We start from the raw sequence: 13,960 nt of genomic DNA, 5'->3' as shown, positions 1-13,960 counted from the left end.
TCTTGTCGGAGGGTTCCGATATTCTGTGCCCAGTTGAAGTGATGCGGGTTGTCCACAATCCCCACCGACGATGAAACTTTCGTGTCGGTGGTCTCGGATAGTCTGTGGTCAGTGAATTCGTCACGGGGGCTGTGGTTTTTGATGACGGGCTGAGGTTGTCGTCCTGTCTGTATTGCGTGTGCGAGCGTCACCAGCTCGGTCCCTGGGGGGCCGCCCTGAGGCGCCGCCCTGAGGCGCCGCCCTGAGGCGCCGCCCTGAGGAGCGAGCTGGCGAGCGTCACGAAGGGAGCGAGCGTGCGAGCGTCACGAAGGGGGTGTGGTGTTCTCTTATTCTGATTCGGTTGCTGATGATTTGGTTATGTCGTCGGCCGGGTCGGCGGATCTGGTGGCCGAGGCGTGTGCTGCGTTGCGGTTGAGTCGTCAAGCTGAGGCGCGGGCGTTGTTGTTGGCCTTTCGGATCGGTGAGCAGGTGCATGACGATCTGATGGTGGCGTTGGGTCCGCGCGCGCAGATGAAGGTGCGTCGTCATGCGGAGAAGGCGGCGGTGGGGGAGATCTCGCTGCAGTTGGGGTTGTCGCGGACCAAGGCCGGCAAATGGTATCGGTTGGGGTCGGCGTTGCAGCTCAGGCCGAAGCTGCGGATGGCGTATCTCGACGGTGATTACAGCACCAATCGGTTGTCGGAGTTGGTGCATTTTGTGGAAGCGGCACCCGATGTCACACAGCATGATTCGACTCCCGACACGGACGCCGCGGGCTCAGGTGGCGGTGACGACGACTCTGCCACCGACACCGACACCGGCATCGACACCGACATCGACGCCGAGCCTGCGACGTCCGATCCGGCTGACACGTCCGGTCCGGCTGACACATCTGATCCGGCTGACACGTCTGATCTGGCTGACACGTCTGATCCGGCTGACACCGCCGAGCCGGTCACTGATGTGGAGGACATTGCTCTGAAGTATGGGGCGCGTCCGACGACGGACACGGTGTTGCGCGATGAGTTGGCCGGGGTGGCGATCGGGCTGGATCCGGAGGGGGCGGCCGAGGCGCGCAGGGAGTTCGGTCGGGCGTGGCAGAACGTGACCGTGGCCACTGACAGTTCGGGCATGCCAACATCGATGCCTGTGTGCCGGCCGAGTACGGGGTGTTTCTGCGTGCGGGGATCGCGGCGTTGCTGCGTGCGCGGGTGTGTCGGCGCGATCCGCGCACGCTGGGTCAGCAGCGGGTCGACGCGTTGGCCGAACTCATCGGTGTCCCCGGGGTGCGGCTGACGTGTCGGTGTGGCGACGATGACTGCCCGGTCGGCAGCGGTCCGGCCGATCCTAGCTGTGGGCCGACCGATCCGACCCAGTCCCCCGCACCCGACGGCGGCCGAGACGGTGACCATGATGGTGGCGACGCAACTGACATCGACGGTTCAAACGATGATGGCGCCCTACCTGAACGCAGTAACCGCTGCGACGACGCGGCCCGCGATGAAACCCGTGCCGACGGCACAGATTCAGCACGGGCTGACAACACGGTCGCCGACGCCGAGCCGGACCCCGCATCCGAGCCGGACGGTGCATCCGGGTCCGCGCTCACCCCGGCTCCCAATCCGTGGACGCTAGAACTGGGCCCGGATGGCATCGAGGTGCCCCGGTTGCGTGGCTACGGGGCGATCGATCCCGCTCTGGCTGACCGGCTGAGCGATCGGGCCACGCTGATCACCCTGCCGAACCACCAGAACCGCCGACCGTCGGGGCTGATCGTGCTCGGCGAGCGTGGACCGGGCCCACCGGTCGATCCGTCCGGACACGGTGGCCACGACCTGCCGCCGCCGGGTGCGTTGACCTATGCGCCGTCGGCGAAGGTGCGTGAGCAGGTTCTGTTGTCGGATTGGTACTGCCGGTATCCGTTCTGCGGGCGACCCGCGCACGAATGCGAGCTCGATCATCTGGTGAAGTTTCGGCGTGGCGACCCGCAGACCGGTGGTTGGACGCTGCCCGCAAACCTGGTGCCGCTGTGCCGGCCGGATCATCAGCGCAAGCATCTGGGCATGTGGATACCGACGATGAACATCGACCGCACCATCACCTGGCGCAACCCGGTCACCGGGAAGGTCATCGTCACCTACCCGCGGTAGCCGGCCCAACGCGGGCGCATCCTCGCAAGCTCGGAGGCTCCTCAGGGACCGGATGGTGACGCCCGCAGGCTCGGAGGTACCTCAGGGCGCGGGTGGTCACGCATCCTCGCAAGCTCGCGCGTCAGGATTCTCCCGCATCCTCGCAGGCTCGCGCGTCAGGATTTTCCCGATCCCTGAGGAGGTCCGGAGCGCTAGCGGAGGGCCGTCACGAAGGGGCGCCCCTTCGTGACGCATCCTCGCAGGCTCGGAGGCTCCTCAGGGACCGGGTGGTGACGCCTCGCAAGCTCGGAGGCTCCTCAGGGAGCGGGGGGTGACGCATCCTCGCAGGCTCGGAGGCTCCTCAGGGAGCGGGTGGTGACGCCTCGCAGGCTCCTCAGGGAGCGGGTGGTGACGCATCCTCGCAGGCTCGGAGGCTCCTCAGGGAGCGGGTGGTGACGCCTCGCAGGCTCCTCAGGGAGCGGGTGGTGACGCTCCCGAGGTCACTCGCCTCCGAGCGGCGCCTCAGGGGATGACTTGACTAGAACTCATCCGGACTCAGTCGTCGAACGCGGCGGTGCGGTAGCGCGATGGCGAGTACCGCGGCGATGACCGCCGCGCAGACACCGACTCCGACGAGTGCGACGTTGCGGGCGGTGTGGTCGGGCGGGATGTCCGGGGCGGGTGCGGCGATCGCCTTCGACTCGGTGGGATCAGCTCGGTCGCCGGGAATCTCGCTGGTCAGCGCCGCGACCGGATCGATCACCCCGTAGCCGATCACGGTGTCATGGCCAGTGCCGGGCGCATGTGCGGTCCGGATGATGCGGTCCATGACCTCTCTCGGTCTCAGCCGAGGGAAGCGCGACCGCACGAGTGCCACCGTCCCGGCGACATACGGTGTCGCGAAGCTGGTGCCGACGATGGGGATCGGGCCGTCCTGCCCCTGCTGGGCGTCGACCAACCTCGACGATCCGCGTGTGCTGTCGAGGCTCACGATGTCGGTGCCGGGGGCGGCGACGCTCACCCAGGGTCCGTGCAGGCTGAACCCGCTGGGTGCGCCGGTCCCGGCATCGACCGCGGCAACCGCGAGAACATAGGGCGAGAACCAGGCCGGGCTGGCGATGGTCTCGACCGAGCCCCAGCCGCTCGTGTCGGCAGGCGACGGCGTCGGATTCTGTTCCCGACAACCTGAACTGGGCGACAGATTGCCGGCTGCGACGACGACCACGACGTCGTGGTCATAGGCGTATTTGACTGCTGCACCCAAAGACTTGTCGTTGAGTCTGGTACCCGCCGGGGCGCAGGCGACCTCGGAGATGTTGATGACGGTGGCACCGAGATCGGTGGCCCGTACGACCGCGTTGGCCAGTGTCGCGACCGACCCGTAGCCGGAACCGACTGTGGGATCGGCCTCCGCAGAACTTCGCCGATCCTTTGCCGAGTAGGCGCCGCTCGACTGTCGGATCGAGATCAGCGACGCGTCGGGCGCGACGCCCGCGAATGCGTCCCGGGGACTCGGCCGTGCGGCGATGATGCCGGCCACGAGTGTGCCGTGCGCGTCGCAGTCGACGAGCCCATTGCCCGACGACACATAGTCGCCACCGGCCTGGACCCGACCCAACCGCGGGTGCGGGGTGACACCGGTGTCGATGACGGCGACCTTCTGGCCGCGGCCGCTACTGAACCGCCAGGCCTCCGGAAGGTTCATCATCGACTGGGCTGCAGTCGGTTTCGAGTTGTCGTGGCGGCCGGTGGCCAACGGCTCGGCGCACAGCGTGCGCTGCTCGGTGGGTTCCGGAGGTGTGACCGGCGCCGAACGCACGAGTGCGGTCGAGTCGATGACCGGTGGCGTCATCGCGGCCGCAGGTGCACCGGCGATCGAGGCGTTCACGGCGATGGTCGACAGAAGTGCGCCGATGATGCCCGTCGCGCGCCGACGCACGTCAGATCTCCCGGACGATTTGGTACAGGTCGAGGATCCACAGCAGCAGTGGCACGATGATCGCGACGAGGACGTACTCGACGATCTCGGCTGCACGCCGCATCACCGGTGAGAACTCCTGGTTGGGTGCCACCACGCCGAGGACGAAGGCGGCCCCGACGATCACCATGGCCACGACGAAACCGATCACCGGCCAGTTGTCGGAGCCGAACGCGAGGCCGGTGGTGAGGGTGACCAGGGTCAGCGAACCGCCGGCGATGAGGAAAGCTGCCTGAGCCAGGTCGCTGTGCGAACGGCCGCGCAGGCACATGACAACTGCGACGATGGCCGCATACGCGGCGGCCTTGGGTGCGAAACCGGCCAGGGGGGCTGCCGCCATGACGGCACAGGCCGCGGTCACCAGCGACGTCCCGGCGACAATGCCGGTCAGATAGGCGTTCGCGACATACGAACGACGTTCCAACGCATCAGCCTTGGGCAAGGCCATCGCGCCGATGGCGCCGATTCCCTCGATCGCCGGCTTGGGCTCGATCTCCTCGGCATCGATCGCTGCACCGGCAGTCGGTACCGGGGGCAGGGGCAGTTTGGCGAGCATGATCGTCGCGCGGGGCGCCATCGCGAGCACGAGAAGCCCGATGGCGGCCAGCACTGCGGCGATGTCGGCGACGTCGACATCGAGCAGCAGGTCCGCCGCGCAGCCGCCACCGGCGAGCACCATCGCGGTGGTGACCGCACTGTGCAGGGCGGGACCGGTGGCGATCAGACGGTAGGAGACGACGATTCCGACGAGCGTGAGCGCGCACCCCAGAGTCAGATGCGCGGCGCCGAACCGGCCGGGAACCAGCAACATGCCGGTGACGAAAAGCTGTGGCACCGCCGTCGCGACGAGGACACTCGCGCTCATCTCGTCGCGGTAGTGGCGCGCCACGATGGTGCCCGCGGTGAGTAACGCGATCGCGGCGAGCGCGCTGAGCGTGGCAATCCACAAGGCCCCGCTCGTCGATCGGTAGGTACCGAGCGCCACGGCGGCACCGACCGATGCGAACAGTGCCACGGTGAACCCTGCATAGCGGGCCGACCTGGCCGACCAAGCGGCGAACCGAGATTCATTCAAACGGGCGACAGCGTCGACCACGTCGTCGAAGAGTGCCGGCGACTCACCGGTACGAATAGGGCGGAGAACGAGCAGGTCACCGTCGCGAATTCCGGATTCCGACAACGAGCGGTTCGGAGCAATCGGTTCCTGCCCGACGAGACCCAGGGTCCAGCGATTCTGACGGTCCCGGGGACGGTTGTCACCGTCGTCGGGGTCGTCCGGATCGCGCCGCGCGGGACTACGCGACTCAATCTGCGCGACCAGGTCGGGTATGAGCGCGGCGATCGGCATCGCCGCAGGTAGACCCACATCCAACTGGGTGTTGCCGCCGAGCACGGACACCCGGACGAGCTCCGGTTCGATGCCCGCCCGGCCACGCGCACCGGCTTGTCCGCCGGCCGCCGGCCCCGGCCCCGGCGAATGTGACAGCATTGTTTGCGAATCCAGAGTCGACATCTGGTGGATCCTCCCCGCCCTGTTCGCGGTTACCATGCGAACCGCGTCAATTGTGTACTAGCGCGGCCCTGTCGGGACAACTCGGGGCGGCACGATCGGTCGGGGGGAAGATCGCGTGGTGACAACTACGGAGGGGTTCGTCCGCCGTGCGCGGATCACACCTCCGCGGGCACCCGGCGGTGAGCTGAACATCGCGCCGCCGCCGGACGTGCCGCGGGTCGTGCCGGGCAGCATGCTCATGAAACTGCTGCCGGTCGTGATGGTGGTGGCGGTCGTGGGCATGGTCGCGATGATGTTCGCGACCGGTGGACGCAACATCCTGTCGAACCCGTTGTTCATGATGTTCCCGCTGATGATGCTGATGTCGATGTTCGGCATGTTCGCGGCAGGCGGGCGCGGCGGCGGGAAAAAGGCGGCCGAGCTCAACGAGGAACGCAAGGACTACTTCCGCTACCTCGGCCAGACCCGCGCCCAGGTGATGGACACGGTGGCCGCACAGCGCGCCGCCTTGTCGTGGAGCCATCCCGACCCGGCGGCGTTGCTCGACATCGTGGGCAGCCGGCGGATGTGGGAGCGGCGACCGACCGACAGCGACTTCGCCCACGTCCGAGTGGGTGTCGGGTCGCAACGACTCGCCACCCGCCTGATGCCGCCCGAGACCGGCCCTCTCGAGGACCTCGAGCCGGTGTCGATGGTGGCGCTGCGTCGTTTCGTTCGCACCCACTCCGTCGTGCACCGGCTGCCGACTGCGATCTCGCTGCGCGGTTTCCCCGCGGTCAACATCGAGGGTGCTCGCCAAGAGACCCGGGACCTGGTGCGCGCGATGATCGTCGAGCTGTGTGCCTTCCACGGACCGGACCACATGCACATCGCCATCATCACCGGGGACCCGGCGGGTGAGGCCTGGGACTGGGCGAAATGGCTTCCGCACGTGGGCCATCCGACATTGCGGGACGGGCTCGGCGCCATGCGGATGATCTACCCGACGCTGGCCGACTTCGAGAACTCGATGGCCTCGGATCTGCTCGAGCGCGGGCGTTTCAGTCGTTCCGCGCCCCCCACGCCCGGTCGTGCGCATCTCGTGGTGGTGCTCGACGATGGCCACGTGGCCGGCGACGAGCGGTTGATCAACGATGCGGGGATGGAGGGTGTCACCGTCCTCGATCTGACCGCCCCGCCGGACGGGCTCGCCGCACGCCGTGGTCTTCAGCTGGTCGTCCGCAACCGAAAGGTGGCGGCGCGCAGTGCTTTCGGTGTCGAGGAGTTCGCCGACATGGACTCGCTGACGATCCCCGAGGCCGAGACCCTCGCCCGCCGCATGGCACGGTACCGGCTGGCCACGGCGGCGGCGCTGGCGAACCTGGAGACCGAGGCGACCTCGAGCGACCCGGGTCTGCCCGCACTGCTCGGTATCACCGATGCCACGCGCTTCGAACCCACCGTGGGCTGGCGCGGCCGCACCGGACGTGACCGGTTGCGGGTGCCGATCGGTATCACGCCCAGTGGTACCCCGGTCGATCTGGACATCAAGGAGAGCGCACACGGCGGAATGGGTCCGCACGGCCTATGCATCGGCGCGACCGGGTCGGGCAAGTCGGAGTTCCTGCGCACTCTGGTCCTGGCGATGCTCGCGACCCATTCGCCGACCGAGCTGAATCTCGTGCTGGTCGACTTCAAGGGAGGTGCGACATTCCTGGGACTGGAGTCTGCGCCGCACGTGGCCGCGATCATCACCAACCTCGAGCAGGAACTGTCGATGGTCGACCGGATGAAGGACGCGCTGTCCGGAGAGATGAACCGCCGTCAGGAATTGCTGCGCAGTGCCGGCAATTTCGCCAACGTCAGTGATTACGAACGGGCCCGTGCGTCCGGGGTGCGCCTCGAGCCGCTGCCCGCGCTGTTCATCGTCGTCGACGAGTTCTCCGAACTGCTCGCACAGAAGCCGGATTTCGCGGAACTGTTCGTCGCGATCGGCCGGCTCGGACGGTCGTTGCACATCCACCTGTTGTTGGCCTCGCAGCGGCTCGAAGAGGGCAAGCTGCGCGGACTCGACAGCCACCTCTCCTATCGCATCGGACTGAAGACGTTCTCGGCCAATGAGTCCCGATCGGTACTCGGCGTTCCTGACGCCTACCACCTGCCGAGCGTGCCCGGATCGGCATACCTCAAGTGCGATTCCGCGGAACCGGTGCGGTTCAACACCTCCTACGTGTCGGGTCCATATCTCCCACCGGTCGCCGACGGAGCGCTCGAGGACATGGCGGTCTACACCGGACCACTGGGACGCATGAAGGTGTTCACCGCGCTGCCGGTGCCCCTGGAGGACGGTGCGGCCAGCTCGTCGGTCCTCGATCAGGCGCAAGCCCTGCTGGACGAGGAGCCACCGCAGGAGCCGGAGGTGCCCGCCTACGACGACCCTGCCGCGGCATCGATACCGACGTTGCTCGATACGCTCGTCGGGCGCATGGCAGGGCACGGTCCACCCGCACACGAGGTCTGGCTTCCACCTCTCGACGAGTCCCCGACGGTCGATCAGCTGGTTGGACGTCGCGACTGGTCGGCGCCGGGCGCGCTGGGCGATCTGCGCCTGCCCGTCGGCGTCGTCGATCGCCCGTATGACCAGCGTCGCGACGTTCAGCTGCTCGATCTGGCGGGCGCCGCCGGCAACGTCGCCGTTGTCGGTGGTCCGCAGTCGGGCAAGTCGACCGCGTTGCGCACGATCGTCATGGCGGCGGCGGCCACCCACACGCCGGAACAGGTGCAGTTCTATTGCCTCGACTTCGGCGGCGGCAGCCTCGCGTCGATCGCCGGGCTCCCGCATGTGGGCTCGGTGGCCTCCCGAGGCGACATGGACGCTGTGCGGCGCACGGTCGCCGAAGTGAGCGCCATCGTCCGCAGCCGCGAATTGTTGTTCGCCCGTCTGGGTATCGAATCCATGCGCGACTACCGCGCACGCCGACGTGAGGCGTTCGCCGGGGGAGCGGTCGACGAATCCGACCCGCTGAGCGCGGATCGCCATGGCGACGTGTTCCTGGTTCTCGACGGTATCGGTGTGCTGCGCAACGAGTTCGATTTCCTCGAGGACCAGATCAACGCGATCGTCCAACAGGGACTGTCCTACGGCGTGCACGTGATCGTCACCGCCTCGCGGTGGGCCGAGGTCCGCCCGGCGGTGAAAGACCTCATGGGCAGCCGGATCGAGCTCAAACTCGGTGACGCCATGGACTCGGAGATGGGACGTCGGGCCGCGGCACTCGTGCCGCACAACCGTCCGGGTCGCGGCCTCACGCCGGAGGAGCTGCACATGCTGATCGCGCTGCCGCGTCTGGACGCGGTCAGCGCGGTCGAGTCGCTCCCGGCCGGCGTGCAGCAGGCGACCGACAAGCTCGCGACCGCCTACCGGGGTCGTGAGGCCATGGTCGTGCGCAAGTTGGGCAACGAGATCGCCCAGGCAGAGATCGACACCCGACTCGAGCGGGCCGGACGGGCGTTGGCCCCGACCCAGGTGGCGATCGGCGTCGGGGAGCTCGAGCTGGCGCCGGTGGTACTCGATTTCGGTGTGCAGCCGCATTTCATGGCGTTCGCCGACGTGGAACACGGCAAGACGAACCTTTTGCGCAACATCGTGACCGGCCTCGTACGCAACTCCACCCCGGAACAGGTCAAGATCGTGTTGGTCGACTATCGCCGGACCATGCTGGGCATCATCGAGGGCGATCATCTGGCCGGCTATGCCAGCTCGGCGAACACCGCGGTGCCGATGATGACCGAGCTCGCCGCTCACTTCTCCGGGCGCCTGCCACCGGAGAACGTGACACCGCAGCAACTGCGGGATCGTTCCTGGTGGTCGGGCCCCGACATCTACGTGATCATCGATGACTACGACATGGTGTCGACCGGGTCGAGCAACCCGATGGCGCCCTTGGTCGACATGGCGTCGCACGCGCGGGACATCGGGATGCACATCATCCTCGCGCGGCGTTCCGGAGGTCTCGGTCGTGCCATGTTCGACCCGCTGATCGGCCGACTGAAGGACCTGTCGTGCGACATGCTGCTGATGAGCGGTGACCGCGACGAGGGCTACATCACCGGTCGTGTGCGTCTGCAGCAGCTGATCCCGGGTCGGGGCGAGCTCGTCTCGCGGACCCGACCGCAGGAGATGATCCAGGTCGGCTACGTCGAGCCCCAGGTGTGATCCGCGGTGTCCGGTGTGCCGCGTCCGACCGTCGTCGACCTCGCGTACGGGCAGCTGTTGCTGACCGGAGACCGGACGGCCGACGTCTCTGACCTGCTCGCCGCGGTGGACGCGACGACGGTGGTGGTGGGCGGTGCCCGGCTCTACGGTCACCAGGCCTGGCAGGGAGTCTGGAGCGCACTGGGATTACCCGACGCCGGGCCCGACGGCCCGCTGCCCGTCGTCGTCGGGTACCCGAGCACGTGGGGACGGCTGCGGACGTCGGTACTGGCCGGCTCGACCGCCGACCTCTCGACGCCGGTGACCTTGGTGCCGCGGGCCGTGCTGATCGCACGGAGTCACTCCGACGGCGCGATGCAGCGCTGTGCAGTGGTGGAGACGGCACACGTGCCGTCCGGGCCCGTCGACCCAGCCCGGACTCCGGCCCGGGCCTGGGATGTGACACGACTTCGCCGCACGTCGACCGACTGGGAGATCGAGGCGTCCGAGGTTCTCGAACCCGACGCCGACGACGTCGCCACACGCACCGAGTCGATCGTGGACGACTCGGTCGAGGCGGTGTTCGTCGACGGGACCGATCCGGCGCAGGTGCGGTGTGCCGTCGACCTCGTCTGTACCCATGCACTGGCCGGCCGGGTCGTACCGGTCGACCGTCAGCTGATCCGACGCCATGGAAGGCGCGCCGGCGGGTCGGAGCCGAGCCCGTTGCTCGGCCCGAGACCGGCGAGCACGACGGCTCCGCCTCGCCGGAGTTCGTCACGGGTGCTGTGGTCGGCGGGCGTCATCGCGGTGACCGTGGCTCTCGTCGCGGCCGTGGTCGGGTTTCTCCAACGCGGGGAGGCGGGCACGCCGGACGAGCAGATGGTGACCGTGGGTCGGACGAGCCTGCAGGTACCCGCGGATTGGCGGCGTAGTGAACTGGGCGACCACGCTGAGGCCGACACCGAGCGGCCTTCCCGCACCGTCTTCGTCGACCCTGAGTCCGGACGCCGGATACTCGTGGTGCAGAGCGAGGTCAGAACCGATTCGACGTTGTCATCGGTCGCGACGAGCCTCGGCAATCGCATCCGGCAGCGCGGCGACGACGTGGTCACCGAATTCTCCCCGGCCACCCGGTTCATGGGTCGCGACGTGATCAGCTACCGCGAGGCACCCGCGTCGGGCAGTGCGATCCGCTGGTATGTCCTCGTCGGCGACGGCCTGCAGGTGTCCATCGGTTGTCAGGCCGGCACGGCGGGCGAGTCGGTGGACACCGAATGCGCCCTGGCGGTGCCGTCGGTGCAGATCGCGCCTGCTTGACCTGCGCACGTGATGACCAAGGCGATATCTGAAACACCCGTGAGCGCTGCGTCAAACCCTGGTTTCGTGCAGCTCTCAGGGGGAGAATCACACCATGTCCGGCGGGACGATCACCCGCATGACAGGCAGAGGCGTGATTGTCTGCCTGATGCTCGCGTTCGCACTGATGGTCGGCCACGCCGCCGCATTCGCCGACGTCCCGGCATCGAAGCTCACCACGGTCACCCGTGGCGTGACGGACCGGCCCTGGACGGGGCTGCCGTTCGACGCCACCCAATTCGGATACACCCAGACCGAATACCTCATCTCCGGCACGGCTCGCGCATTCGGTAGGCGCGACCTGCCACCCAGCCCGTACACCGCCCGCATGCTGGTTTACCGCCCCCGCGACCCTGCGAAATTCAGCGGGAATGTCGAGGTGGAATGGAGCAACGCGAGCTTTCAGATGGACCTGCCACTGGAATTCTCGTGGCTGCGGGCACAGACCATGCGTCACGGCGACGCATACGTGGTGGTCAGCTCGCAGCAGGCCTCCGCATGCGGTTGGTTCCTCACCGGTCAGCCGATGATTCACCTCGGCGACGTGACGGTCGCACCGTGCACGCCGATCTCGATGAAGGGCTATGACCCGGTCCGGTACAGCGCGATGTACCTGCCCGGTGTCGCCTATTCGTTCGACATCTACAGCCAGGCCGGCAAGTCGTTACGAAACGCCTCGGTCGGCGGGCCACTCGGCGGATTGCATCCGAGGTATCTGATCGCGATCGGGATCTCGCAGTCGGCCATGGCGCTGGACAACTACATCAGCTTCGGGGCCGACGACGCGGCCCGCGTGTTCGACGGCATCATCGTCGATGCCGACATCGCACAGCCCCTGCCGGATCACTACCGGGTGCCGACCCTGCACATCTGGGGTGAGGAGGCCGCTCGGCCGATATCACCGCAGGGACCCAACCATCGGACCTGGTCCGTGGCGGGCGCGCCCCACCTCGACAAGTTCTCGTGGCTCACCACCGTCGACGGCATCACGAGAAACACGACGGGCCGGCCGCTGCAGACGGCAGCGCAGACTCTCGCGACCGAACGGCTGCTGTCGGAGTACGGACAATCCGGACCGAGCGCATCGGCGAGTTGTGTGGTCAGCAGTCAGTTCCAGCGCCGTTACGTCGTCGACGCCGCCGTGTCGGCGATGCAGAAGTGGATCGCGACGGGCGTTGCGCCCATGGTGACCCCGCCGTTCCGGTTGAATCCATTCGGACAGGCCGCTGCCGATTCGCCGGTCACGATCAGGACCCCGATCCTGGTCGGGGGCGGACCTGTCATCGTGCCGGCCGTCGCCGGGCCGTTCGCGGTCGCGAAGGACGGGCACGGGAACGCGATCGGCGGGATGCGCCTGCCGCAGATCGCGGTTCCGGTCGCCCGGTACGACGGTGCGCTCTGCGTGCTCTTCGGCACCACGGTTCCCCTGCAGCCTGCCGAACTCGTACGCCTCTATCCGACGCATCAGGTCTACGTCGCCAAGATGCTGGCGGCCACCCGGACATCGATCGCGGACGGATTCCTCACCCCCTACGACGGCCGTCAGCAGATGCGGATGGCCTGCGATTCGGCGATTCCCCGATGGGGCGTCACACCGCCCGGGTTGCAGCCTGCGTCGTGCCGCGACCTCGATGCGGCGCTGGGCTGAGCGTTGCGACGCGTTTTGACCCTGACCTGGCCCCTCGCGTAATCTGGATCGCTGGTGCGTGGCATCCCCGACCGGGCGACCGGAACGGGATAGTCGAGGCCCGGGTCCCCACTGGTCGCCGGGACATCCTCTGCCATGGCACCTGACCAGCATCCACTTCGACAGAGTTGAGGACAACTGTGCCTACCTACACCCCGAAGGCCGGTGACATCACACGTTCGTGGCATGTCATCGACGCCACCGACGTGGTGCTCGGCCGGCTGGCCGTGCAGAGCGCGAATCTGCTCCGCGGCAAGCACAAGCCGACCTATGCGCCCCATGTCGATGGTGGTGACTTCGTCATCATCATCAACGCCGAGAAGGTTGCTCTGACCAGCAACAAGGCAGAACGCAAGCTGAACTACCGCCACTCGGGGCATCCGGGTGGGCTCAAGGTCCAGACCACCGCCGAGCTCCTGGATTCCCATCCCGAGCGGGTGGTCGAGAAGGCGATCACGGGCATGCTGCCCCACACCAAGCTTGGCCGTGCGATGGCATCCAAGCTGAAGGTCTACGCCGGACCGACCCATCCCCACGAGGCCCAGCGCCCCGTGTCCTTCGAGATCAAGCAGGTGGCCCAGTGAGCAACGAGAACATCAGCGACGCGGCCGTCGAGGCCGTCGAAGACAACGCCGCCGAGGTCGTGGCCGCTGACGAGTCCGCGGCCGTGGAGTCCGTCGAGCAGGCTGCCGACGACTATGACACCGAGGTCGAGGCCGCAGCTCCCGCCGCCGACGTCGCCCCGGTCGTCCTCGACCGTCCGATCCAGACCGTCGGTCGCCGCAAGGAGGCCGTCGTCCGCGTGCGCCTCGTCCCGGGCTCGGGTCAGTTCCAGCTCAACGGCCGCACCCTCGAGGACTACTTCCCCAACAAGGTGCACCAGCAGCTGATCAAGGCTCCGCTGGTCACCGTCGAGCGCACCGAGTCGTTCGACATCTTCGCCAAGCTCGTCGGCGGCGGCCCCTCGGGGCAGGCCGGCGCGCTGCGCCTGGGCATCGCCCGTGCGCTGATCGAGGTCACCCCGGAGGATCGTCCCGCCCTGAAGAAGGCCGGCTTCCTCACCCGTGACCCGCGTGCGGTGGAGCGCAAGAAGTACGGCCTGAAGAAGGCGCGTAAGGCGTCGCAGTACTCCAAGCGCTGA

9 protein-coding genes are annotated in these 13,960 nt (G+C 67.6%); 7 read left to right on the top strand and 2 right to left on the bottom strand.

Going from position 1 to position 13,960, the window contains the following annotated elements:
• Window positions 1–315: 315 nt before the first annotated feature.
• On the top strand, window positions 316–1,275 hold the full coding sequence (locus tag AC4AMJ_RS15285; RefSeq protein WP_489913101.1) for a hypothetical protein: 960 nt from the start codon (window positions 316–318) through the stop codon (window positions 1,273–1,275).
• Window positions 1,167–2,129, top strand: coding sequence for an HNH endonuclease signature motif containing protein (locus tag AC4AMJ_RS15280; RefSeq protein WP_489918444.1), 963 nt, complete (start codon window positions 1,167–1,169; stop codon window positions 2,127–2,129). Before AC4AMJ_RS15285 ends, AC4AMJ_RS15280 begins: the two co-directional genes overlap by 109 nt.
• A 517-nt stretch (window positions 2,130–2,646) precedes the next feature.
• On the opposite strand, the gene mycP is transcribed toward AC4AMJ_RS15280, so the two are convergent.
• Together mycP and eccD are read right to left on the bottom strand one after the other, a co-directional pair.
• Window positions 2,647–4,047, bottom strand: a complete 1,401-nt coding sequence (mycP, locus tag AC4AMJ_RS15275) for a type VII secretion-associated serine protease mycosin (RefSeq protein WP_489913099.1) — start codon at window positions 4,045–4,047, stop codon at window positions 2,647–2,649.
• A gap of 1 nt (window position 4,048) precedes the next feature.
• Window positions 4,049–5,599 (bottom strand): type VII secretion integral membrane protein EccD, encoded by a 1,551-nt coding sequence (eccD, locus tag AC4AMJ_RS15270; RefSeq protein WP_489913097.1) that lies wholly within the window; start codon window positions 5,597–5,599, stop codon window positions 4,049–4,051.
• 115 nt (window positions 5,600–5,714) lie between these two features.
• On the opposite strand from eccD, the gene eccCa reads away from it, so the two are divergent.
• From eccCa to rpsI, 5 genes are all read left to right on the top strand, one after another.
• Complete coding sequence (gene eccCa / locus AC4AMJ_RS15265; protein ID WP_489913095.1) at window positions 5,715–9,794, top strand: type VII secretion protein EccCa; 4,080 nt, start codon at window positions 5,715–5,717, stop codon at window positions 9,792–9,794.
• A gap of 6 nt (window positions 9,795–9,800) precedes the next feature.
• Window positions 9,801–11,093, top strand: coding sequence for a type VII secretion-associated protein (locus AC4AMJ_RS15260; protein WP_489913093.1), 1,293 nt, complete (start codon window positions 9,801–9,803; stop codon window positions 11,091–11,093).
• 118 nt (window positions 11,094–11,211) lie between these two features.
• Window positions 11,212–12,780 (top strand): alpha/beta hydrolase domain-containing protein, encoded by a 1,569-nt coding sequence (locus AC4AMJ_RS15255; RefSeq protein ID WP_489913091.1) that lies wholly within the window; start codon window positions 11,212–11,214, stop codon window positions 12,778–12,780.
• A gap of 179 nt (window positions 12,781–12,959) precedes the next feature.
• The gene (gene rplM / locus AC4AMJ_RS15250; RefSeq protein ID WP_489900308.1) at window positions 12,960–13,403 is read left to right on the top strand and encodes a 50S ribosomal protein L13; all 444 of its coding nucleotides are present in this window, start codon (window positions 12,960–12,962) and stop codon (window positions 13,401–13,403) included.
• Complete coding sequence (rpsI, locus tag AC4AMJ_RS15245) at window positions 13,400–13,960, top strand: 30S ribosomal protein S9 (RefSeq protein WP_489900309.1); 561 nt, start codon at window positions 13,400–13,402, stop codon at window positions 13,958–13,960. Before rplM ends, rpsI begins: the two co-directional genes overlap by 4 nt.

This window comes from Gordonia sp. LMA484 (genome assembly GCF_058129505.1).
The sequence above is the reverse complement of the archived record's forward strand: the minus strand, read 5'-3'. Positions and strand labels throughout refer to the sequence as shown.